The following is a 22,767-nucleotide window of genomic DNA, read 5'->3' on the forward strand; positions in this document are numbered from 1 at the left end:
CCTGTCTCAATTCCGAGACACTTCGCCGCTCAATGCTCGAGTCCCAGCCGTTTCATCCGGCGGTAGAGCGTCGCGCGGCCGATACCCAAAGCGCGTGCGGCTTCCGAGACATTCCCGTCGGCCCGCGCCAGCGCGCGTTTCATTGCCGCCCGTTCCGCCGCGTCGAAGCCGCCCGCGCCATCCTCGCGGCCGAACAGGTCCGACGCCGGGCGCGGCTTCAGGGTCCCGCGTGCCTCGAGCCCGAAGGCGCGGCGGGCGGCGCGGGTGGCGCCGATCACCAGGTCGTCGGAATCCAGCGCCAGCAGCGCCGTCGCCTCGGCGTCGTCGGCATCGGCGACGACGATCCGGGCGCGGGGAAAGCGCGCGCGGAAGAAGTCGGACTCGATGGCGCGGGCGGTCTGGGCGACCATGGCGCCGATCAGCCGGTTGTAGCCCGCCGTCTGGTCCGCCCGGGCCGAGGACACGTCGAGCGCGGCGACCACGCGGCCGTCCTCGCCGAAGATCGGCGCGTCCATGCAGCTCATGCCGATGTTGCGGGCCAGGAAGTGTTCGTCCCGGTGGATGGTGATCTGGCGGGTCTCGGCAAGGCAGGTGCCGATGCCGTTGGTGCCCTCGCGCGCCTCGGACCAGTCCGCCCCGACGGTCAGCCCCCAGTGGTCGAAGATCGGCGCATCCGGATCGGAGCAGCGCCGGTCCAGCACCACGCCGTTGGCGTCGGTCAGCAGCACGCCGCAGCCCGTGGTCCCCACCAGCCCGAAGAGCTGGTCCAGCTTGGGTGCAGCCACGCGCAGGAACTGGTCGTGGCGGTCGCGCCGGTCGCGCAGGATCGCGGCGCCGACGCGCTGCGGGGCGCTGGTGTCCGCCGGATCGAGCCCGTGCCGCTCGACCGAACGGCACCAGGAGGCCGCCAGCAGCGAGCGCGCCGCCTCGGAGCGGGAACTGACGGCCCGCATCACGCGGTCGATGTGCTGGACGGATTGCATGGCGGCTCCTCCCCCGATCGGTCTGACTGGCGCGGAGCCTAGCGCCTTTGCGCAGCCGATGGGGGAAACTTCGCCGCCTCTACGACCAATTTACAGGGCGGTCGCGCTGCGTCGCAGCGGCGCCTCCGGGATCGGAAGCGCCGGCGGGTGGGCGCGGGCGAGGCCGGTACGCTCCAGCGCCCGCGCGATGGCGAGGGCCCGGCCTTCGCACCACGGCGGGGTGACGACCTGCACGCCGACGGGAAGTTCGCCGGGCAGGAACACCGGCACCGTGACCACCGGCAGCCCGATGCAGGAGAACGGTTGCGCCAGCAACCCGAGGTTGGGGCGCAGCGGCAGCACCCTGCCCCCGAGGGCGAGCCGTGTCTCGCCCCGCAACGGCGCGCTCACCGGCGTGGCCGGGACGACGAGGGCGTCGACCCCGGCAAAGACCTCGAGCGCGCGGGCAAGCCACCAGGCGCGCACCCGCTGCGCCCGCGCCACCCAGGCCGCGGGCAACAGCGCCCCGGCCAGGAACCGGTCGCGGGTGTCGGGATCGAACTCGGCAGCACGGGCGCGCAGCCGGTCGAGGTGAAAGGCCGCGCTTTCGGAATTGGTGACGAGGTAGGCCGCCGCCCTCCCCGCTTCGGCGGCGTCGAGGTCGACGGGCACCTGCGCGACGCCGAGCGAGGTCAGCGCCTCGGAGACCATCTCGATCGCCTCCTGCGCGGCCTCGCCGAGATTGCGGGCGAACCAGCCGCCGGGCAGGCCGACGGTCATGTCGCCCGGAAGCGCGTCCAGCCCGGAAAGCACCGGGTCCGGCGGGCGCCGGGAACAGGCGTGGTCGCCGTCGTCCGGCCCCTGCATCGCGTCATGGGCCAGCGCGAGGTCGCGCGCGCTGCGGGCGAAGGGCCCGAGATGGTCGAGACTGTCGACAAAGGAGAAGGTGCCGGTGCGCGGCAGCCGCCCGTAGGTCGGCTTGAGGCTGAACACCCCGCAGAGCGAGGCCGGCACCCGCAGCGACCCGTTGGTGTCCGACCCGAGCGAGATCGGCGCCAGCCCCGCCGCCGTCGCCGCACCGCAGCCCGAGGAACTGCCCCCGGTCATCCTGGAGAGGTCGTGCGGATTGCGGCAGGCACCGTCATGGGCGTTCTCGCCGGTGAAATCGTAGGCATATTCCCCCATGCCCAGCGTCCCGACCAGCACCGCCCCGGCGGCGCGCAGCCGCCGGATCAGCAGCGCGTCGCGGCGGGCGGGGGGCCGGTCCCGGTTGATCTTCGATCCGGCGAGGGTCGCCAGCCCCTCCACGTCGAACAGGTTCTTGACGGCGAAGGGCACTCCGGCCAGCGGACCGGGCGGCCGGCCCCCTGCGATGGCGGCATCGACCGACAGCGCCTCGGCCAGCGCGCGGCGCGCGGTGACGGCGGTGAAGGCGTTGACCTCGGGGTTCAGGGCAGCGATGCGGGCGAGGCAGTCCTCGGCCACGGCGGTGGCGCTGATCCGGCCCCAGCCGACGGCCCCCGCGATCCCGGACGCGGTGGCCCAGCGGCCGGGCGTGTCATCCGTCATCGTTGCCCCCTTCCGGGCTGAACACCGGGGCCATGACCAGTTCCGCATCGTCCAGCGGAACCCGGTCGAGGGTGGCGGCCATCTCGGCCGCCAATCCCAGGAAGCGGAGCGTGCCGGGGCGCCACTCCGCCGCGACGGGCAGGTCCATGATCTCCGACGCCGCCTCCATGTATCGCGCGAGATCCATCGCTCACTCGGCGGGCTGGGCGGCGGTTTCGGCCGTCATCGCCTCGGGGATCCCGGCCCAGCCCGACCGGGCGCAGGTCACGAGGAACCCGGACACCAGCGCATAGGCCAGCGCCACGCCCGGCGTAACGCCGAACCCGACCTCCGGCCCGTGCATGAAGCCGAAGAAGGTCAGCACCGCCCCCGCCCCGGCAAACCCCGCGGCCCAGTCGTACTTGCGTTCGATGATGAAGATGCCGATGGCCGCCAGAACCAGCCCGGTCAGGATCGCCCCGCTGCCGAGGATGCCGAGGCCTTCGTAGAGCACGCCGCTCTGCTTCATGCCCGCGATCAGCGCATCATCCACCACGACCCCCGCCGCGCCCAGCGCGCCGTCGATCAGCGTCTTGGCCCAGGCGGCCAGGTGCGGCACGAGGCCGAGGACGATGGCCGGGGCGTGCTTCATCGGGGTTGTCTGGAAGGCCTGCGCGCCGATCAGCATCCCGATATAGAGCAGGATCGGAGAGATCGCGACCACCGGCACCAGGTTCAGGAAGACCGCGAGCACGCCGAACCAGGCCAGGGCCAGCACGAACAGCCCGGTGGCGGCGGAATAGCCGATCCGCCCGCCCATCGCCTTCCAGCCGGGATGGCCGATGTAGACCGCATTGGCAAAGGGCGAGCCGAGCAGCGTGCCGATCAGCGAAATCGCCCCCTCGGCCGAGATCGCCTCGGTCGTGGAATAGACATCGCCCGCCGCCTCCGCGCTCTCGACGTTGTCCATCGCCTCGACCAGGTCGTAGACGCCGAAGGGAATGGCGGTGACGAGGATGAAGCCGAGGAATTCGAACCCGGAAAAGACGTGATCCATCGCCGGGATCGGGAAGGAGAAGCCGAACTGCGCAAAGCTCTGCATCAGGGCCGCGCCGCTCATCCCGCCGATTTCCGGCATGCCGAGGGCCGATGCCCCCCAGGCGATGACCATGCCGGTGACGATGGCCACCAGCCCCGCCGGGATGCCGCGCGGGTAGCGCAGGCCGCCGAACCAGCTCACAAGGATGATGGCGAGGCAGGTCAGGCCGATGATCGAGGTCATGAAGATCTCGGTCGCCGGGCGCATGGCGATGAAGGCCAGCGACACCCCCGCCAGCGTGCCGAGCAGCGCGCCGCGCGGCGTGATCCGCCGGATGAAGGGTGCCACGAAGGACCCGCCGATCAGGATGAAGCCCTGCAGGAACACCCAGGCGAGGCCCGCCTCCCAGGCCTTCACCGGGTCTCCGGTCTGTCCGAGGATCGGAAGCATGATCACGAAGACCACGATGAACATGTGCGGCACCGATGGCCCGGAGGGCAAGGCGCAGACATCCGAGCGGCCCTCCCTGCGGGCCAGCTTCACGCCCATCCAGGCGTAATACATGTTGCCGAGGAACAGCATCAGGCCGACCGCGGGCAGGATGCGCCCGAAGGTCAGCTCGTCCGGGAGGCCGACCACGTATTTCAGCAGGCCGGTCATCACCAGCAGGTTCACCAGCACGTTGGTCCCCAAACCGAACAGGGCGTTCCAGTCACCCGGCGTCCAGAGCTTCACTGTCTTGTCCATTCTCGTTCTCCTGTCGGTCGGGCCTGTGCCCCGGGGTGTCAGGCCGCCTGTTCGGCGGCGGTAAGGGCCTCGGCAAAGCTGTTCGCGTCGCTGACCCAGCCGAAGATCCCGCCCTGCGCCTTGATCATCTCGAGGCCGACGCGGTGAAATTCGGGGAAATAGGAGGCGCAGGCATCGCCGATCGCCACGCAGCGGTAGCCGCGGTCGTTGCCCTCGCGGATGGTGGTGTGCACGCAGACCTCGGTCGTCACGCCGCAGACCATCAGCGTGTCGATGGCGTAGTTCTGCAGGATCTGCGCCAGGTCGGTCTGGTGGAACGCGCCCTTGCCGGGCTTGTCGAGCACCACCTCCCCGGCCTCCGGGTAGAGACCGGCGACGATGTCGTGTCCCGGCTCACCCCGGATCAGGATGCGCCCCATGGGGCCGGGATCGCCGATCCGCCGCGACGGCGCGCCACGCAGGATCTTGGCGGGGGGCGCGTCGGACAGGTCGGGGCGGTGGCCCTCTCGGGTGTGGATCACCAGCATCCCCGCCGCCCGCGCCGCGCCCAGCGCGATCCTGCAGGGGCCGACGGCGGCCTGCAGCAGCGACACGTCGTTGCCCAAGGTCTCGCCGAAACCGCCCGGCTCCAGAAAGTCGCGCTGCATGTCGATGACGATCAGCGCGGTCCGGGCGGGGGCGAAGGACAGGGGCCCCGGTTCCGCGGCAAGTTGCGTTTGTGTCATTTCTCGCGTTCCTTTCTGCATGAGTCGGAAACGGGGCCTTGGCCCGAACAAAGGAAGATGCCGTGACAGAATTCGATTCCGGGGCCGTCGAGGCCGAGATCAGGGCACAGTTCGACGCTTACGAAGCAGCCCTGCACGGCAACGACGTGGAAAGACTTGCCGCGTTCTTCTGGGAAGACCGGCGCGCTGTGCGGCTGGGTCCGGACGGCGGGCTCTACGGTCACGACCGCATCACCGCCTTCCGGCGCGGCCGCGACGTGACCGATATCGAGCGCGACCTTCACGAGGTGCGCATTCTCGCGCTCGGGCCGGACGCGGGGGTTGCGACCTGCGAATACCGCCGCAAGGGGTCGGGCCGGAAAGGCGCCCAGAGCCAGGTGTGGATGCGCCGCCCGGAAGGCTGGCGCATCGTCTCGGCACATGTGAGCCTTCAGGGCTGACCCCGTCACGGCCTTGCCCCGGGCCGGCGCGGCCCCGAGCGACGGGCGCGGGGCCGGTCGCGAAAGATTGAGGGCAGATCGTCAGGCATCGCGGCTCCTGTCCCGGTGCGCCCCGGCCTTCATCGGGCGGGGGGCGTGTCGGAATCAGCCTGCGCCTGTTCAGTGATGCTTTCTACTGCTATCATTTCACCAGACCGCTGCATGAAATGCAGCACTCTGGGAATGGGCCTGTCATGCGTCACCTGCGTACCTTCCAGATGATCCGCGACGTGGCGCGGGCCGGCTCGATCCGGCGCGCGGCCGAGGACATGAACCTGACGAGTTCCGCCCTGAATCGTCAGATCCAGGCCTTCGAGGCGGATTTCGGCGTGCAGATCTTCGAACGGCTGCCCCGCGGCGTGCGGCTCAACCCGGCGGGAGAGTTGCTGATGCAGCACATCCAGGCCCAGATCGGCGACCTGGAACGGGTGCGCGGCCAGGTGGCGGACCTGACCGGGGAACGGCGCGGACACGTGACCATCGCCTGCTCCCAGGCGCTGAACCCGGTCTTCCTCCCGCGCGAGGTGGCGCGCTACCGGGCCGAGCATCCGGGCGTGACCTTTTCCATCCGCATCCGCGACCGCGCCGAGGCCGAGCACGATCTGTCGACCTTCGCCACCGACCTCGCCATCGTGTTCGAGCCGGTCTACCTGGTGGATTTCGAGGTCATCAAGGCGGTGGAACAGCCGGTTTCCGTGGTGATGGCCGCGGATCACCCGCTGGCCGGGCGCGACGTGCTGCGGCTGCGCGATTGCCTTGCCATGCCCCATGTCGTGCCGTCGCAGGAATACGGCGTGCGGCACCTGATGGAACTGGCGACAAGGCGTCGCGGCTACCGGCTCGACCCGGTGCTGGAGGCCGACAGCTTCGAGTTGATGCGCCAGTACGTGCTGCACGAAAAGGTGCTGAGCTTCCAGATTCCCATCGGCCTGCCGACCGAGGACCCGCGCCTCGTGGTGCGCCCGCTGGCCAGTGGCGACGTCGATCCGGGGCTGCTGCTGGTGGGCCAGATGCGGGGCCGGACCCTGCCCGTCGCCACGGCGAAATTCGCCCAGAGAATCGCCGCCGCCCTGTCCTGAACGGTGCCGTCCCCGAGGCGCGACCGTGCAAGTGCAGCGCAGGTCTTTTTCGCAATCTGCGGTGTCGCAATCAGCCCTCGGAATCGCACGTGGACAGGTAGATTGAGAGACATCTTTCCGGGGCCGCGCGCCCGACCAATGGAGACCGGTCATGGATACCGCGACCAAAGCCCGAGACCTGCTGACACGCCGCAAGTCGGGTCATTCCCTTCCCCAGCCCTTCTATGTCGATCCGGACATCTTCGCGATGGACATGGAGCGGTTCTTCTACACCGACTGGCTGTTTGCGACGCCGGTCTGTGCGCTGCCCAAGACCGGCAATTACGTCACCCAGCGCATCGGGGCCTATTCGATCACCATCGTGCGCGGCAGCGACGGCGTGATCCGCGCCTTCCACAACACCTGCCGCCACCGCGGCTCGATCCTGTGCAAGGGCGCGTCGGGCAAGGTGGCCAAGCTGGTCTGCCCCTATCACCAGTGGACCTACGAACTGGACGGCCGCCTGCTCTGGGCGCGCGACATGGGACCGGGATTCGAGCCCAAGGATCACGGGCTGAAGCCGGTGCACTGCCGCGAGCTGTCCGGCCTCGTCTACATCTGCCTGGCCGATCAGGCGCCCGATTTCGACGCCTTCGCCGCGCTCGCCGCGCCCTATCTCGCGCCGCACGACCTCGGCGAGGCCAAGATCGCCTTCCAGTCGACCATCGTCGAAAAGGGCAACTGGAAGCTGGTCTGGGAAAACAACCGCGAGTGCTACCACTGCGCGGGCAACCACCCGTCGCTGTGCCGCACCTATCCCGAAGATCCCACCATCAGCGGCGTGTCGCCCGACGGGACCTTCCCGGAAAAGGTGGAAACCCACTTTGCCCGCCTCGAAGGCGCCGGCGCGCCGTCGCGGTTCCGCCTCTCGGACGACGGCCAGTACCGGCTCGCCCGGATGCCGCTGCTCGACGGGGTGGAAAGCTACACGATGAACGGCAAGATCGCCGTGACCAAGCGCCTCGGCCGGGTGCCCTTCCTCGACGCCGGGTCGCTCATGAAATTCCACTACCCCTCGACCTGGAACCACTTCCTGTCGGATCACTCCATCACCTTCCGCGTCACCCCGATCAGCCCGATGGAAACCGAGGTCCAGACCTCCTGGCTGGTGCACAGGGACGCGGTCGAGGGCGTGGATTACGATCTCCAGCGCCTGACCGAGGTCTGGGCCGCCACCAATGACGAGGACCGCCGCGTGGTCGAGGACAACCAGCAGGGCATCCTGTCGCCCGCCTACGAACCGGGGCCCTATTCCCCGACCCACGAGGACGGCGTGCTGCAGTTCGTCGACTGGTATTGCAACACCCTGTCGGCCCGGATCGACACGCTGCGGGTGGCGGCGGAATGAGGGTTCCGCAGCCGACCATCTCGCAGCCGGTGCATGTCTGGGACGGGACCGAGATGCTGGAATGCGTCACGGTCACGCCCGAGGCGCCGAACGTGGCCAGCTTCTGCTTCCAGTCTCCGACCGGGGCGCTGTTCTCCTTCGTGCCCGGGCAGTTCCTGACCCTGGAACTGCCGGTGGAGGGGGAGACCCTTTACCGGACCTTCACCATCTCCTCCTCGCCCTCGCGGCCGATGTCGATTTCGGTGACGGTCAAGGCGCAACCGGGCAGCCGGGGCACGCGCTGGATGCTCGACCACCTCAAGCCGGGGATGAAGATCAAGTCCACCGCCCCGGCAGGGATCTTTTCCAGCCACCGGCACCCGGCGGACAAGTACCTGTTCATCTCGGCCGGGTCGGGCATCACGCCGATGATGTCCATGACCACCTGGATGTTCGACCTCGGGCGCCCCGCCGACGTGGTCTTCGTCAACTGCGCCCGCCGCCCGTCGGACATCATCTTCCGCCAGCGGCTCGAACACATGGCAAGCCGCTTTCCCGAGATCGACCTCAAGTTCGTGGTCGAGGGGACCGACCGCTTCAGCCCCTGGACCGGCTACCAGGGCACCTTCAACCAGCTCATGCTGGGCCTCATGGCGCCGGACTACCTCGAACGCGAGGTGTTCTGCTGCGGTCCCGAACCCTTCATGCAGGCGGTGCGCGAGGCCCTGGCCGGGCTCGGCTTCGACATGACGCATTACCACCAGGAAAGCTTCCACCCCTCGCTGGCCGAGGAAGCCAAGGTGCCCACCGAAGGCGACGTCATCCCGGACGAGGACACCAGCGCCGAGGTCGTCTTTGCCGATTCCGGGGTCACGAAGACCTGCGCCGAAACCGACACCATTCTTGCCACTGCCCGCGCCGCCGGGCTGAACATTCCGTCCGGCTGCACCTTCGGCGTCTGCGGCACCTGCCGGATCAAGAAGGTCTCGGGGCAGGTTCACATGGTGCACAACGGCGGCATCACCGACGACGATATCGAGGATGGCTACATCCTCGCCTGCTGCTCGCGCCCCATCGGCAAGGTCGAGGTCGAAGCCTGAGGCAGCGCGACGGGCGGCGGGCACCCCGACGGGGCCCGCCGCCTGCCCGTCCGGGCATCGGCGCGGCGGAAAAGCGGCACCGCAGCGCACATTTGATCAAATTCCCCCCGTGACCTCGCCGGCGATCTGGTCCTAGTGTGTCGACACACGGCCCCTGCGGCCCGATCCGAGATTCGCCGCCCCGCCGGGGTGGCCACAGCCAACGGAGTTCCCATGAACGAGCGCCCGAATTCCCTGCACGCCTCCGACATCGCGCATTCGATGCATCCCTACACCAACATGCGCCTGCATGAGGAAAAGGGTCCGATGATCATGACGCATGGCGACGGCGCCCGCGTCTACGACATCGAAGGCAAGGAATACATCGAAGGGCTCGCCGGCCTCTGGTCGGTCGCCGTCGGCTTTTCCGAAACCCGGCTCGCCGATGCCGCCTATGAGCAGCTCAAGAAGCTGCCCTATTACCACAGCTTCGCGCACAAGGCGCACGAACCCTCGATCCGCCTGGCCGAGAAGCTGGCCGAGATGGCGCCCGAGGGTCTGAACCGCGTGTTCTTCACCAATTCCGGGTCCGAAGCCAACGACACCGTCGTCAAGATGGCCTGGTTCCTGAACAACGGTCTCGGCCGCCCGGAGAAGAAGAAATTCCTCGCCCGGACCAAGGGATATCACGGCATCACCATCGCGTCGGGCTCGCTCACCGGCCTCGCGGGCAACCACCGCGATTTCGACCTTCCGGCGATCCCCGTCACCCACCTGACCTGCCCGCACCACTGGCGCTGGGCCGAGGAGGGCGAATCCGAGACCGACTTCACCGCCCGCCTGCTGAAGGAGCTCGAGGACACCATCCTGTCCGAAGGCCCCGAAACCATCGCGGGCTTCATCGGAGAGCCGGTGATGGGCGCCGGCGGCGTGATGACACCGCCCGAAGGCTACTGGCCGGGGGTCGAGGCGATCTGCCGCAAACACGACATCCTGCTGATCTCGGACGAGGTCATCAACGGCTTCGGCCGTACCGGCGCACCCTGGGGCTGCCAGAAATACGGCTTCACGCCGGATATCCTCGTGACCTCGAAACAGCTCACCTCGTCCTACATGCCGCTGGCGGCGATCGTGGTGAACGACAAGGTCTACAACGCCATCGCCGACAATACCGCCAAGCTCGGTACCTTCGGCCACGGCTTCACCGGATCGGGTCACCCGGTCGCCTGTGCCGTGGGCCTCGAAAACCTCAAGATCATCGAAGAGAAGGACCTGATGGGCAACGCCGCCCGGCTGGAACCGCTGTTCCAGGGCGGCCTGCGCAAGCTTGCCGATCATCCGCTGGTGGGCGAGGTGCGCGGGGTCGGCCTGATTGCCGGGCTCGAAATGGGCAACAAGGACACCAAGGAGCCCATCGGCGCGCCGGGTCAGATGGCACAGAAGGTCGTGGCGCTGGCCGCCGAAGAGGGGCTGATCGTGCGCGCGGTCTACGAGACCGTCGCCTTCTGCCCGCCGCTGATCGTGACCGAGGACGACATCGCGGAAATCCATGCCCGCATCGGCCGGGCACTGGACCGCGCGCTGGACTGGGCCAGGGCAGAAGGCCTGCTCTGACCACGCTCCGGCGGATCGGCACCGGGGCCCGGCACGGCGATGGCCGGGCCCCGTTCATGCCGCAGGACTAGGCCAGGCTGTCCGCGATCTCGTCGTGGCAATGGCGGCTGATGTCGCCCGCGCGGGTGATCCAGACCTCCTCGCGCCGTGCCGCGATATGCGCCAGCGCCCCGCGCAGGGCGCGCAGCCGGTAGGGCTGGCCGACGATATAGGGATGCAGCGCGATGCCCATGACCAGCGACTGCCCCGCGGATTGCTCCAGCATCTCGTCGAAATTCTCCGTGATCATGTCGGCAAAGGCCTGCGCCCCGTCCTTGCGCGCGACGATGGCGGGAATGTCGTTCACCTCCTGCGGATAGGGGATCGACAGGATCCGCCCCGCGCGCGTGCGCATCCACACCGGCTGGTCGTCCATGCACCAGTTGAGCGTGTAGCGATACCCGGCCTCGGCCAGCAGGTCCGGCGTCACCCGGCTTTCCGAGATCCACGGGCTGAGCCAGCCCTCGGGCGCACGCCCTTCGGCGGCGGCGATGGTGGCCGTGGCCTCGGCGATCAGCGCGCGCTCGGCCGCTTCGGGCATGCCGCCCTGGCGTTCGGCATTGCTCCGCCCGTGGCCCGCGATCTCGTCCCCCCGCGCGCGATGGGCGGCCATGAGATCGGACGCGTAGCCGTACATGGCCGAGTTCGCCAGCACCGTCGCGGGCAGAGCGAGCTGATCCAGCAGCCCGATCATCCGCCAGGCCCCGACCCGGTTGCCGTAATCCCGCCAGGCGTAGTTCAGCACATCCGGTTGCGGCCCGCCGGGGGCCAGCTCCGCGCCCAGTCCGCCGCTGAAGGCGAAATGTTCGAGGTTCACGCCGAGATAGACCGCCAGCCGCCGCCCGCCCGGCCAGCAGAAGGACCGGCGCGCGGTGATCGGCACGTAGTCGTAGCGCCCGTGCCCCGGAAGGGTCACGCCCCGCCCCCGGCAAGACCCGCCGCCGCGACCGACAGCCGGGCCGAGGCGACGACCCCGTCGATCAGCACCACGCCGGTGCGCGCCGCGAGGTCGTCGCGCAATCCGGTCATCCCGGCACAGCCCAGCACCACCGCCGCCGCACCGTCCCCGTCGCGCGCCAGTGCGATCTCGGACGCCAGCCGCGCGCGGACCGCCTCGCTCCCCGCCTCGATGTCGAGCACCGCCAGCCCGCTCGCCCGGACCGAAGCGCAGAGCCCGGCAAAGCCCGAACGCTCGATATTGCCCTGGATCACCGGCACCGCGACATCGACCGAGGTCACGACAGAGAACCGCAGCCCCAGCAGCGCCGTCATGACATAGGCGGCCTGCCCGATCCCCAGCACCGGACAGGAGGCCGCAGCGCGCGCCTCGTCGAGGCCGGTGTCGTCGAAACAGGCGATCACGATGGCATCCGCCCCCGCCGCCGCTCCGCGCACCAGCGCCAGCACGCCGGGAATGGCCGCGTCGCCGTCCTCCGGCCCCTCGATGGCGGGCGGTCCGGCGCTGTTGGTCAGCCCGACGACCTCGGCCCCCGGCAGCACGGCACGGGCGGTCGCGACGATGTCGTCGGTCATGGCCTGCGTCGCATTGGGGTTGATGTAGACGATCCGCGTCATACACCCTTCCCGGCATCCGACCCGAGCCGCGCCCGGCGCTTGCCCATGAGCCAGACCGCGAACAGAAAGACCCCGATGATGAGAAAGGAAAACAGCGTCGTCAGCGTGCCCAGCGCGTAGATCACCGGCGAGGTGACGTTGGTCGTCATCCCGAAGACCTCAAGCGGCAGGGTATTGTAGCTGCCGGCGGTCAGCAGGGTGCGGGCGAACTCGTCGTAGGACAGTGTGAAGCCGAACAGCGCGACCCCGATCAGCGACGGCGCGATGATCGGCAGCACGACGTGGCGGATGGTCTGCCAGGCGGTCGCCCCCTGGTCGCGGGCGGCCTCCTCGTAGCTCTTGTCGAAGCGGTTGAAGACCGCAAACATGATGAGCAGGCCGAAGGGCAGCGTCCAGGTCAGCTGGGAACCGAAGCCGGAGGTCGCCCAATGCACCTTGAGTCCGAGCTGGTTGAAGATCAGCCCCACCCCGAGCGAGATCAGGATCGACGGAATCACCAGCGAGGTGATGGCGACGTAGAACAGCACCGCCGATCCGGCAAAGCGCTTGCGAAAGGCAAGGCCCGCCATGACCGACACCACCACCGTCGTCGCCATGACCATCAGCCCCAGCAGGAAGCTGCGCCCGAAGGCGCCCCAGATGTCGCCCACCGCCTGCTGGCGGAACAGGTCCGCGAACCAGTAGGTCGACACCCCGTTCATCGGAAAGGTCAGCCCGCCCTGCGGTCCCTGGAAGCTGAGGATGCCGATGGTGATGGTCGGACCGTAGAGGAACAGCACGAACAGGATGAAGAAGGCCGAGAGCACGTAGAAGCTGCGGGGGCGTCGTTCCATGTCAGGTCACGTCCGATCGGGTTCGGGAAAGGGGGTAAGGCGGCAGGCAGGGGCAGAGCGTCCGGACATCGCCTAGAGCTCCTTCCGGATGTTCACGAAGCGCAACAGGATGGCGATCATGATGAGCACGGTCAGCAGCAGCACCACCGCCGTCGCGGCCGCCGAGGGGTACTGCAGCAGCGCGATGTCGTTCGAGATCAGCCGCCCCACGTTGGCGCGCTGGGAGCCGGACATGAAGCGCACGGTGATGAAATCCCCCATCACCAGCGTCACCACGAAGATCGTGCCGATCATGATGCCGGGCTTGGTCAGCGGCAGGATCACGTGCAGAAGGGTCTGAAAGCCGCTCGCCCCGTTGTCCCGTGCCGCCTCCAGCAGCGATTTGTCGATGCGCATCATGGTGTTGAAGATCGGCACCACCATGAACAGCGTGTAGAGGTGCACGAAGGCCAGCAGCACCGAGAAATCGGAATAGAGCAGCCACTCCAGCGGCTGGTCGATCACCCCCCAGTCGATCAGCGTCTTGTTGGCGATGCCGTTGCGCCCGAGGAACGGAATCCAGGAGATCATCCGGATGATGTTCGAGGTCCAGAACGGGATCGTGCAGACCAGGAACAGCGCGATCTGGATCGACTGGCTGCGAATGTGGAAGGCCAGGAAATACGCCACCGTGAACCCGATGGCGAGGGTGAAGACCCAGGTGACGAAGGCATATTTGAAGGTCGCCAGGAACACCCGGTAGGTCACCTCCGAGCCGAACAGAAAGGCGTAGTTGTCGAACTGGAATGCCGGGTAGATGGAAAATTCCGTCGCCCCCCAGAAGCTGACGATCACGATCATCACGATCGGCGCCAGCAGAAAGCCGATCATGACCAGGGTCAGGGGCGCGGCCTGAAGCCATCCGAGCAGAGTGCGATTGTTCAGCATGGCGCGGCGCCCGCTCCTTCTTCGGTTCGGAAAATATCCTCGGGGAGGTCCGGAGGGGCCGACAGCCCCTCCGGGCGGGGGGGTCGGGGGGCGGCAGCCCTCCGATCCCCCTCGGGTCGCGTCACGCCGCGATGAACTCGTTCCACTTGCGGACCATGTACTGGTTCTCGTCCATGACGGCGTTCCAGCAGGCCACGGCGCCCATGCGTTCCTCGAAGGAACCGCCGTCGCGCAGATCGCCCGCGCCGGCAAGCTGGTCGCCGGTGGGCGAGGTGATGACGTCGGTCGCCTCCTTGCCCTCGAACCAGTAGCCCCACTCGTTCTCGGTCATGAAGTCCTTCGAGGTCTCCGGAACCGCCGAGTAATAGCCCTGACGCATCAGGTAGCCGCCGACCCAGCCGGAGAGATACCAGTTGATGTATTCATAGGCCGCATCCAGTTCGAGCCCCGACAGCGAGGACGACAGGCCGATGCCGCCGCCCCACGACCGGTAGCCTTCCTTCAGCGGCTGGTAGACGCAGTCGATGCCGCGGGATTTCACCGCGGTGATCGCGGGCGACCACATCGACTGGATCACCACCTCGCCGGAGGCCATCAGGTTCACCGACTCGTCGAAGGTCTTCCAGAAGGCGCGGAACTGGCCGGCCTTCTTGGCCTCGGTGAAGATCGCCATGGTCTTGTCGATCTCCTCCTTGGTCATGTTGCCCTTGTCGCCGTACTGGATCTCGCCCATGGCCTCGCAGACCATGGCCATGTCCATGATGCCGATCGACGAGATGTCGAGGATGCTGGCCTTGCCCTTGAACTCGGGGTTCAGCAGCTCGGCCCAGGTGTCGATGGGGCGGCCGATGAGATCGGGGCGGATGCCCAGCGTGTCGGCATTGTAGATCGTCGGGATGAGGGTCATCCAGTTGGTCTCTTCGGTCGCGAAGGTCGTGGCGCCCGGCTCGGGGATGAAACCGACGGTATGCGGCGCGGTGCCCTGCGCGATCACCGAGTCCGGCGTCAGCTTGCCGGATTTGAAGATGCCGACGATCTTGTCGTAGTTCTTGATCTTGCTGACATCCATCGCCTGCAGGTTGCCCGTCGGCCAGACCTTCTTGCAGATCCAGTATTCGATGTCGGCGATGTCGAAACTGTCGGGCTGGGTGGCGGCGCGCTGCGTCACGCTGTCGGAATCGAGCGCGGTCATCTCCAGCGTGAAACCGAGGTCTTCCTTCACCTTGGTCGCCACGTCGTTGAGGTTCGACACCCCGGTGCCGAACTGGCGCAGGGTCACGTTCTTGATGTCCTGCGCCCAGACCATCGGGGCGGGGAACGCGCTGGCCGCGGCGATGGCCGCGCCACCCTTCAGCATGGAGCGGCGGCTGTATCTCATCTTGGACATAGGTTTTCTTCCCTTGTTGCAGTGTTGTTCCGGACCCGTTTTCAGGCCCGTCTTCAGGCTTGGAGGCGGTGCAGCCGCCCCTCGTCCCAGGCAAGCGTCACCGCGTCGCCCGGGGATTTCGGTGCGGTAAAGAACTGGTCTTCGGGCAGGATGGCGAGCACCTCCTCCCCGCCCTCGGTGCGGGTCTGGAGCGCCACGGTCGCGCCCTGGTATTCGACGGCGGTCACCGTCGCGGGCAGCCCCGCCGCGCCGAGGCGCACGTCGTCGGCGCGCAGCGCGACCTTGCCGCCGTCCAGGCTGATGACATTGTGCCCGCCCATGAAACGGGCGACGAACTCGGTGCGCGGCGCGCCCCAGACCTCGCGCGGGGGGCCGGCCTGTTCGATCACCGCGTTGTTCATCACCACCACCTCGTCCGCGAGGGCCAGCGCCTCGTCCTGACCGTGCGTGACGTGGATGAAGGTGATGCCCAGTTCGCGCTGCAGCTTCTTCAGTTCCGCCCGCATCTGGATGCGCAGGAACGGGTCCAGCGCCGAAAGCGGTTCGTCCAGCAGCAGCACCTTGGGCTGGGTGATCAGCGCGCGGGCCAGCGCCACGCGCTGCTGCTGACCGCCCGAAAGCTGCGTCGGCAGGCGATCCGCCAGCGCGGTCATCTGCACGAGTTCCAGCAGCTCGTCGGCGCGGGCGTGACGCTTGTCCTTGTCGACCCCCTTCATCCGCAGCGAAAAGGCGACGTTGTCGCGCACCGAAAGGTGCGGGAACAGCGCATAGCTCTGGAACATCATGGCGGTACCGCGCTGCGCCGGCGACAGGTGCGACACGTCGGCCCCATCCAGCAGGATCGCGCCGTCGCTGACACTCTCGTGACCGGCGATCATCCGCAGGGTCGAGGATTTGCCGCAGCCCGACGGGCCCAGCAGGCAGACATAGCTGCCCGGCGAGAACACGTGGTTGAGATCGCGCACCGCCACCGTTTCGCCGTAGCGCTTCGTCAGATGCACCAGTTCCAGATCGTATCCCGTCCGCATCCTGCCCCCATGGTCAGCGTTTCCCCAACCCTGTCCCGGCGCGGCGGAGTCCGGCAGAGGATTTCCACGCGGCGGCAGCGCGAAAACGACAAATGCCCATTGTTTACGCAGATGCAGGGTGTATGTGCACATTTTCCGAAACAAGATTGTATACAACATAGTTCTCAATCCTCGATTCGCGCTGCGGCTTGCCTGTCCGGCGAGGGTCACGCACAGTCGGGCGCAACAGGAGGTGCGTGATGAACGAGGTGCATGTGATCCCCGGAAGCGCCGATTCCGTCGCCGCCGACCTGGAGCGTGCGATACTCGAGCATCGCCTGCCGCCCGGCACCAAGCTGGGCGAGGACGAGATCGGCGAGGTCTACGGCATCAGCCGCACCACGGTGCGCGCCGCGCTGCAGGGCCTCGGCCACCGGCGGCTGGTCGAACATCGCCGCAACCGGGGCGCCTATGTGGCGCAGCCCTCGGTCCGCGAGGCCCGCGAGGTGTTCGAGGCGCGCGCCCTTCTCGAACCGCGCACCGCCCGGTCGGCGGCAGAGCGGATGACCGACGACCATCTCGCCACCCTGCGGGCCCATATCGACGCGGAACATGCGGCCCTTGACGCGGGCGAAAACGGCCGGGCGCTGTACCTCTCCGGCCTGTTCCACATCGAGATCGCCCGCATGGCCGATCAGGCGACGATCGAGGCCTTCGTCTCGGAACTCGTGTCGCGCTCCTCGCTCATCATCGCGCTCTACTGGCAACGCCGGGCCGCGATGTGCGAAAGCCATGCGCACCACGCCATCATGACCGCCTTCGCCAACCGCGACGGGCCGCTTGCCGAGGACCTGATGAAAAGCCACCTGCTCGACCTGCTGACCTCTCTCGACCTGCGCAACCACAACGCCGCGCCCAATTCCCTGCGCGAGGCGCTCGGCAAATGACCCCGGCGGACTTCCGGATCGCGCGGCCCGACGACCTTTGCCGCATCCTCGACTGGGCGGCGGCCGAAGGCTGGAATCCCGGGCTGGACGATGCCCCGGCCTTTCACGCCGCCGATCCCGACGGGGTCTTCGTGGCCGAGATCGCGGGCGCGCCCGTGGCCGCCATTTCGGTGGTGAACCATTGCGACCGGCTCGCCTTTCTCGGGCTCTACATCTGCCACCCGGATCACCGCGGCCGCGGCATCGGCTTCGCGCTCTGGACCCGGGCGCTGGAACACGCCGGGACGCGCACCGTGGGGCTGGACGGGGTCGCGGCGCAGGAAGGCAACTATGCGAAATCCGGCTTCGCGCGGCTCGGCGCCACCCGCCGGTTCGAAGGCCGGCCCGAGGCCGCCGAGGCCGCCGACGTCAGGCCCTTCCGGCCCGACGATCAGGAGCGGATCGAGGCGTTGGACACCGCAGCCAACGGCTTCGAACGGCCCGCCTTCCTCTCTGCCTGGCTCGAACGGACCGAACACCGGCGCACCCTCGTCCTGCATGACGCGACGGGTCCGACCGGCTTTGTCACCGCCCGGCGCTGCCGCGACGGGGTCAAGCTGGGCCCCATCGTCGCGCCGGATGCGGAGGCGGCGCTGGTGCTGATCCGCGCGGCGGTGGCGGCCATGCCCGAAGCGCCGGTCATCGTCGATCTGCCCTCGGCCAATACCGCGCTCTCGGACCGGCTCGGGGGGCTGGGCTTTGTCGAGACCTTCGCGACCGCCCGGATGTATCGCGGCGCACCGCCCAAGGCGACGGCCCGTCTCCAGGCCATCGCCACGATGGAACTCGGCTAGCGCTCAACGCCCCCGGATCGCGTCGGAATACTCCCGCCCTGCCGCCGCGCGGGCACGCTCGCCGATCCCGGCCGCCGCGATCCGGTCGACCAGCGGGCCGTCGCCGCCCAGCACCCCGAGACTGTCGAGATATTCCGGCAGGTGGCCCGACATCACCAGCCGCCAGTCCAGCGGCAGGTCGGATTTCAGCGTCTTCGCAAGCTGGTAGACCACGGTCGTGCAGTTCGCGGTCAGGGTGTTGTAGAAGGCGGGTTCCGCCTCCAGCCGCTGCGCGAGCCCCACGTACGAAAGAAACATCGCGCGCCGCTGCTCGGGGGTGAGAAGGACCGGGTACATCCGGACATCCTCCTGCCTGTGGTCGGTGCGCAGGCGGACGATATCGCGCTCCGTCGCGCCGATCAGCACCAGTTCGAACTGACGGAAGAAACCGCCGATCTCGTTGAAGCGTTCACCGGCCTCGCGGCGGATCTCGACGGAAAAGACCACGTGTTCCCCGTCCGCAAAGCCGAAGCTCACCAGCAGGTGCGCGATGTCGGGGCTGTCCCAGACCGAGGTCAGCATGTCCACGGTTTCGAGCCGGTCGAGGTCGTGGCGCCGCTCGATCCAGCGTTCGGTCGCCTCGGTGGGCGAGGTCCAGTCGAAATCCCGGACATTGCCCAGCGTCACGATATCGCCCTCGACCCGCGCGGTGACGCCCCGCGCCACGTCCCTGTCCCAGGTCCGGGACTGCTGCGGCGTGATGGTCTGATACCAGCCGCCTACCGCCAGCGCCGCGACCAGCAGCGCGCCCCACCCCGCCCGGCGCGACCGCGCGCGCAGCACCAGCGCCGCAAGCGCCGCGGCGCCGAGCGCGGCCAGGGCCAGGAGGCGCGGTGCGCCGGAAAGGTGCAGCCAGAGCGCGGTGGCGCTCCAGGCCGTGCCGGAAAGAACCACCAGGCCGAAGATCAGGTGGGCGAGGATGCGGGCGATACGGGGCATGGAGTCGATCCTGTCAAAGCTCGGCCGGGCGGAACGCAGGCTCCGCCCGGCGGGTCAAATCTGTCACTCGGCCGAAGCTTGCGCCAGCATCCGTTCGGTGCGCGCGTCTTCGAGCTTATTGTAGATGCGGTCGGATTCCTCCTTGTCGCGCAGCGCCTTGGTGATCGAGGCGGTGGAATAGACCAGCATCAGCGTGGCCATCGCGTAGTAGCCCTTGGCCGAAAAGCTCGCTTCGAGCGACCAGATGCCACCGGCCATCATCAGCGCGGCAACGGAGAAATTGAAGTAGGTGAAGAGGTTCCAGGCGTTCGAGACCTTGGGCTTGTAGTCGGACATTTTCGTGTTCCTCGGAATATGGTGGATGGAAGGGGGATCGTGGTCAGTGGGCCTGCGCGCGCAGGCGGTCGAGAACCTGCGCCGCGTCCGGGCGAAGCGGGGCGCCGCACCCGGCGGCGGCCATCCGGGCCGCTGTCGCCCCGGCGCTGGTGTCGACGGAAAGGTCGCTCAGCGCGATCTCGACCTCCTCGGCGTGCTCCTGGCGGGACCGGAGCCGCTCCAGCGTCTCCTCCGCCTCGCGCAGGCTGGCCGGAAAACCCCGGGGCATGGTCCCGCGCAGCTTCTGGGTGCGGTCGCAGGCATCGGCGATCTGCTTGCCGCGCTGAAGCGCCCGCAGCCGCTGCCCGGCAAGGCCGACCTGCTCGCGCAGGCCGCGGATCTCGGTGTCGTAATGGGCGATGGCCCTGGCGACGGCGGCCTGTTCGGCTTCGAGTTCGGCAATCGCCGCGGCGGCCTCTGTGGCGAGATCGTCCCGCCCCTGCCGGATCGCGTCCATCGCGCGGGTTTCGAGATCGCCGATCTGCCCGGCGATCCGCGCCGCGGTCTGCCGTTCGCGGGCCGCGTAGGCCATGACGACCGCAACCGCGCGCTTGGCCTTCTCAAGCCCGTCCGCCGCGTCGCGCAGCTGCTGACGCAGGATCGACAGGGCGTTGGCGTCGGCAAAGGCCTCGACCGCGTCGTGGCTGCGGCCCCGCATCAGGGTGGTGACCATCTTGAACATCGTGCGCTCCTTTCGTATGAACGTTGTTCATGAAGCCTGTATGCCAGAGGCGTGAACGTTGTTCAAGATATTTTTGAACAACGTTCAGGAAACGATCGGATGACGAATGGGAAACAAGCAGGACGAGCGTCGCGCAGCCCTGAGGGAGCGGCTCATCGCGGCGGCAGAGGTCGAACTGACCGAAAAGGGACTTGGCGGGCTCAAGGCGCGCGACGTGACCGCGCGGGCCGGCTGTGCGCTCGGCGCGCTCTACAATGCGGTAGAGGATCTGGACATGCTGGTGCTGCATGTGAATGCCCGCACGCTGACCCGTCTGGGCGCGGCGCTGAGGGCAACCCTCCCCGACGAGGCGGAGGATCCCGAAACCGCCATGCAGGCTCTGGCTTCGGCCTACATAACCTTTGCGACGGAAAACCGGCGGCTGTGGCAGACGCTGTTCGAACACCGTCTCCCCGAGGGGCGCGGGATTCCGGACTGGCACAAGCGCGACCACGCGGTGCTGATCGAGGTCATCGTCCCGCCGCTCTCCCGCCTGCGCCCGGATCTCGGGGCCGAGGCGCTGGCGCTGCGTGCCCGCACCATCTTTGCCGCGGTGCACGGCGTCGTCCACCTTGCCCTGCAGGGCCGGTTCGTGGGCGTCCCCGCCGAGGCGCTGCGCGAGGAGGTCGCGGCGCTGGTCGAGACCCTGGCGCGGGGATCGGCGGCCGCGCGGCCCTGAGACCGGGTCGCGGCTAGATCCCGTGCTCGGCCAGGAAGCGGCCGATGGTGGCAAAGCACACCGTCCAAGCCGGTTCCTGGTTGACGAGGATGTGGTTGCGGCTGTCCAGCGGCACGAATTCCGCGCCGGGAATGCCCATGGCCATGTCGCGCCCCAGCTCCAGCGGAATACGCTGGTCGAGCTTGGAATGCAGCACCAGCGTCGGGGCGCGCACCTGCCCCAGCCGGTCCCGCACGTCGATCAGCCCGAAGGCGTTCTGGAAGCGCGCGGCATTGCGGGGCGAGGTGGTGCGGCGCTGGAAATCGTCGAACCAGGCCAGTCCCTCGGGCGGGGCGTCGGGCATGAAGGTCTGCGAAAAGATGTGCCTGTAGGCGGGGTTGTCGGTGCCCCAGCCGAGTTCGGTCAGGGTCAGCACCGCTTCGCGGCGGGCCTGTTCCTCGGGGCTGCACAGATGACGCCAGCCCGCCGCATAGCCGCCGATCAGGATAAGGCCGCTCACCCGCTCGGGATGGCGCACGGCATATTCGATCGACACCGCCGCCCCCTGCGAGATTCCCAGCAGCGGAAACCGGTCGAGTCCCAGCGAATCCGCCACGACTTCGAGATCCTCGACAAATGCGTCGAAGCCCAGGTCGTCGACATCCCAGTCCGACAGTCCGCAGCCGCGTTCGTCGTAGCGCACGAAGGTCCGGTCCCGGGCCAGTTCGGCAAAGCTGCCGCCCCAGATCGGGCTGGCCCAGTCGAATTCCAGGTGGTTGAGCCAGTTCGCCGCCTTCAGCAGCGGCCGGCCGGATCCGATGGTCGCATAGGCGATGTTGGTTCCGTCGCGCACCTTGCAGAAGCCGATCCGCTGCGCCCGCAGCGCATTGGCGGCAACCGGCGCCGAGACGGCCGCCGCGGGTTCCGGGTCGGGCTGGTCCGGAAGCGTCGCCAGCGGGTCGGCCTCCTGCAGCAGGCGCCGCCACTTGCGCGCCGAGGACGGGTCCACGTCCGCCCGCCCGGCAAGCGCACGGAGCACCTTGACCCGCGCCGCCAGCGCATCCTCGCGCTCGGCCATCAGCCAGGAGGCGAAACCATCGTCCCCCGCCCCGTCAAGTCCGTCCAGCAGCACCGGCGCCAGTTGCCGGGCCAGCTCCTCCAGATCCTCCACGCTCAGGGCGTCGGCGCCCGGTTGCAGGCGGTCGTAGACGGTGCGCAGGTCGACCCCGATGCCCTCGGTCCGGAAGGCGACGCGCTCGCGGTCCGCGATGATGCGCGGGCGGTCGGGATCGTCCACCACCTTGCGCAGCTTGCTGAGCGACCAGCGCAGAGCGGCCTTGGGGTCGTCCGGCAGATCCCAGAGCAGCTCGCACAGCCGTTCCCGCCGGTGCGGCCGGTCCGTCGCCACCAGAAAGGCCAGAAGCGCGCGCGCCTTTCGCGACGCCGGAAGGGCGACCTCTTCCCCGCCGCGAAAGACCCGCAGCTCTCCGAGAAGCGAAATGTCTATGCTCATGGGCACATGGTCCCCGTTTTCCTGCTCAGTTCTCTACGATCCTGCGCGCGCGACAGGTCCGGCGTCACGCAACCTCCGAACGAAGAGTCGATTCGGATTCGTGTTCTGCATGTTTTTCGGGCATTCCGCCGACTCCGGATGCGACAAGCCCCGCGCCCGGGTACGCAGGCGCAGTCTTCGGACAGTTCGCGGCAAATTTCAACGCTTCACGGCCCGCTTACAACGCTCGTTACAACGCTCGCGACAACGCTGGACGGGGACGATGCGACCACACCCGGCGGAACCAGCCAGCATTTTTGGTCAGCCACCCCAGCCGGTCGCTGAAGCGCAGCCGAT

The 22,767-nt window shown here is 68.3% G+C and carries 23 protein-coding genes; 8 read left to right on the top strand and 15 right to left on the bottom strand.

All coding sequences use genetic code 11. The annotated features are described in order from the left end of the window. Positions 1-29: 29 nt before the first annotated feature. The 5 genes from ACN0RJ_RS11850 to ACN0RJ_RS11870 all read right to left on the bottom strand — a co-directional run bounded on the left by ACN0RJ_RS11850 (position 30) and on the right by ACN0RJ_RS11870 (position 5,021). Positions 30-983, bottom strand: coding sequence for a helix-turn-helix domain-containing protein (locus ACN0RJ_RS11850; RefSeq protein ID WP_417724387.1), 954 nt, complete (start codon positions 981-983; stop codon positions 30-32). Positions 984-1,073: 90 nt separating this feature from the next. Further along, positions 1,074-2,531 (bottom strand): AtzE family amidohydrolase, encoded by a 1,458-nt coding sequence (locus ACN0RJ_RS11855; protein ID WP_417724388.1) that lies wholly within the window; start codon positions 2,529-2,531, stop codon positions 1,074-1,076. Beyond that, on the bottom strand, positions 2,521-2,718 hold the full coding sequence (locus ACN0RJ_RS11860; RefSeq protein ID WP_417724389.1) for a DUF4089 domain-containing protein: 198 nt from the start codon (positions 2,716-2,718) through the stop codon (positions 2,521-2,523). The genes ACN0RJ_RS11855 and ACN0RJ_RS11860 overlap by 11 nt, the downstream gene beginning before the upstream one ends. A gap of 3 nt (positions 2,719-2,721) precedes the next feature. Beyond that, positions 2,722-4,296, bottom strand: a complete 1,575-nt coding sequence (locus tag ACN0RJ_RS11865) for a hypothetical protein (RefSeq protein WP_417724390.1) — start codon at positions 4,294-4,296, stop codon at positions 2,722-2,724. Positions 4,297-4,334: 38 nt separating this feature from the next. Continuing rightward, complete coding sequence (locus ACN0RJ_RS11870) at positions 4,335-5,021, bottom strand: cysteine hydrolase family protein (protein WP_417724391.1); 687 nt, start codon at positions 5,019-5,021, stop codon at positions 4,335-4,337. Between the two features lie 62 nt (positions 5,022-5,083). On the opposite strand from ACN0RJ_RS11870, the gene ACN0RJ_RS11875 reads away from it, so the two are divergent. The 5 genes from ACN0RJ_RS11875 (at position 5,084) to ACN0RJ_RS11895 (ending at position 10,638) form a co-directional block, all read left to right on the top strand. Then, a complete protein-coding gene (locus ACN0RJ_RS11875; RefSeq protein ID WP_417720086.1) occupies positions 5,084-5,461 on the top strand; it encodes an AtzH-like domain-containing protein in 378 nt (125 codons plus the stop codon). Positions 5,462-5,694: 233 nt separating this feature from the next. Then, the gene (locus ACN0RJ_RS11880) at positions 5,695-6,579 is read left to right on the top strand and encodes a LysR family transcriptional regulator (protein WP_417720087.1); all 885 of its coding nucleotides are present in this window, start codon (positions 5,695-5,697) and stop codon (positions 6,577-6,579) included. 151 nt (positions 6,580-6,730) lie between these two features. Further along, positions 6,731-7,966 (top strand): aromatic ring-hydroxylating oxygenase subunit alpha, encoded by a 1,236-nt coding sequence (locus ACN0RJ_RS11885; RefSeq protein WP_417724392.1) that lies wholly within the window; start codon positions 6,731-6,733, stop codon positions 7,964-7,966. Next, positions 7,963-9,045, top strand: a complete 1,083-nt coding sequence (locus ACN0RJ_RS11890; RefSeq protein ID WP_417720089.1) for a 2Fe-2S iron-sulfur cluster-binding protein — start codon at positions 7,963-7,965, stop codon at positions 9,043-9,045. The genes ACN0RJ_RS11885 and ACN0RJ_RS11890 overlap by 4 nt, the downstream gene beginning before the upstream one ends. 213 nt (positions 9,046-9,258) lie before the next feature. Next, positions 9,259-10,638, top strand: a complete 1,380-nt coding sequence (locus ACN0RJ_RS11895; RefSeq protein WP_417724393.1) for an aspartate aminotransferase family protein — start codon at positions 9,259-9,261, stop codon at positions 10,636-10,638. Positions 10,639-10,705: 67 nt separating this feature from the next. On the opposite strand, the gene ACN0RJ_RS11900 is transcribed toward ACN0RJ_RS11895, so the two are convergent. The 6 genes from ACN0RJ_RS11900 to ACN0RJ_RS11925 all read right to left on the bottom strand — a co-directional run bounded on the left by ACN0RJ_RS11900 (position 10,706) and on the right by ACN0RJ_RS11925 (position 16,427). Further along, entirely contained in the window at positions 10,706-11,593 is an 888-nt protein-coding gene (locus ACN0RJ_RS11900; protein ID WP_417724394.1) for a polysaccharide deacetylase family protein, read from the bottom strand. After that, positions 11,590-12,252 (bottom strand): aspartate/glutamate racemase family protein, encoded by a 663-nt coding sequence (locus tag ACN0RJ_RS11905; RefSeq protein WP_417724395.1) that lies wholly within the window; start codon positions 12,250-12,252, stop codon positions 11,590-11,592. Before ACN0RJ_RS11905 ends, ACN0RJ_RS11900 begins: the two co-directional genes overlap by 4 nt. Then, complete coding sequence (locus tag ACN0RJ_RS11910) at positions 12,249-13,085, bottom strand: ABC transporter permease (RefSeq protein WP_417724396.1); 837 nt, start codon at positions 13,083-13,085, stop codon at positions 12,249-12,251. The genes ACN0RJ_RS11905 and ACN0RJ_RS11910 overlap by 4 nt, the downstream gene beginning before the upstream one ends. 72 nt (positions 13,086-13,157) lie before the next feature. Continuing rightward, on the bottom strand, positions 13,158-14,012 hold the full coding sequence (locus tag ACN0RJ_RS11915; protein ID WP_417720094.1) for an ABC transporter permease: 855 nt from the start codon (positions 14,010-14,012) through the stop codon (positions 13,158-13,160). Between the two features lie 121 nt (positions 14,013-14,133). After that, a complete protein-coding gene (locus ACN0RJ_RS11920; RefSeq protein WP_417720095.1) occupies positions 14,134-15,399 on the bottom strand; it encodes an ABC transporter substrate-binding protein in 1,266 nt (421 codons plus the stop codon). Positions 15,400-15,452: 53 nt separating this feature from the next. Beyond that, positions 15,453-16,427, bottom strand: coding sequence for an ABC transporter ATP-binding protein (locus ACN0RJ_RS11925; RefSeq protein ID WP_417720096.1), 975 nt, complete (start codon positions 16,425-16,427; stop codon positions 15,453-15,455). Between the two features lie 239 nt (positions 16,428-16,666). On the opposite strand from ACN0RJ_RS11925, the gene ACN0RJ_RS11930 reads away from it, so the two are divergent. Continuing rightward, positions 16,667-17,353, top strand: a complete 687-nt coding sequence (locus tag ACN0RJ_RS11930) for a GntR family transcriptional regulator (protein ID WP_417720097.1) — start codon at positions 16,667-16,669, stop codon at positions 17,351-17,353. Continuing rightward, on the top strand, positions 17,350-18,186 hold the full coding sequence (locus tag ACN0RJ_RS11935) for a GNAT family N-acetyltransferase (RefSeq protein ID WP_417724397.1): 837 nt from the start codon (positions 17,350-17,352) through the stop codon (positions 18,184-18,186). Before ACN0RJ_RS11930 ends, ACN0RJ_RS11935 begins: the two co-directional genes overlap by 4 nt. 3 nt (positions 18,187-18,189) lie before the next feature. On the opposite strand, the gene ACN0RJ_RS11940 is transcribed toward ACN0RJ_RS11935, so the two are convergent. The 3 genes from ACN0RJ_RS11940 to ACN0RJ_RS11950 all read right to left on the bottom strand — a co-directional run bounded on the left by ACN0RJ_RS11940 (position 18,190) and on the right by ACN0RJ_RS11950 (position 20,221). Continuing rightward, a complete protein-coding gene (locus ACN0RJ_RS11940; protein ID WP_417724398.1) occupies positions 18,190-19,164 on the bottom strand; it encodes a DUF4105 domain-containing protein in 975 nt (324 codons plus the stop codon). 63 nt (positions 19,165-19,227) lie between these two features. Further along, positions 19,228-19,500, bottom strand: coding sequence for a YiaA/YiaB family inner membrane protein (locus ACN0RJ_RS11945; protein ID WP_417720100.1), 273 nt, complete (start codon positions 19,498-19,500; stop codon positions 19,228-19,230). A gap of 43 nt (positions 19,501-19,543) precedes the next feature. Continuing rightward, on the bottom strand, positions 19,544-20,221 hold the full coding sequence (locus ACN0RJ_RS11950; RefSeq protein WP_417724399.1) for a PspA/IM30 family protein: 678 nt from the start codon (positions 20,219-20,221) through the stop codon (positions 19,544-19,546). Between the two features lie 106 nt (positions 20,222-20,327). Here ACN0RJ_RS11950 and ACN0RJ_RS11955 point away from each other — a divergent pair, with 106 nt between their 5' ends. Beyond that, positions 20,328-20,939: a TetR/AcrR family transcriptional regulator gene (locus ACN0RJ_RS11955; RefSeq protein WP_417720102.1), complete on the top strand. Its 612-nt coding sequence runs from the start codon at positions 20,328-20,330 to the stop codon at positions 20,937-20,939. 13 nt (positions 20,940-20,952) lie between these two features. On the opposite strand, the gene ACN0RJ_RS11960 is transcribed toward ACN0RJ_RS11955, so the two are convergent. Next, positions 20,953-22,431, bottom strand: a complete 1,479-nt coding sequence (locus tag ACN0RJ_RS11960) for an alpha/beta fold hydrolase (RefSeq protein WP_417724400.1) — start codon at positions 22,429-22,431, stop codon at positions 20,953-20,955. Positions 22,432-22,767 lie beyond the last annotated feature (336 nt).

The organism is Salipiger sp., from assembly GCF_048261495.1.
In the GTDB taxonomy this organism is placed as follows: Bacteria; Pseudomonadota; Alphaproteobacteria; order Rhodobacterales; family Rhodobacteraceae; genus Salipiger.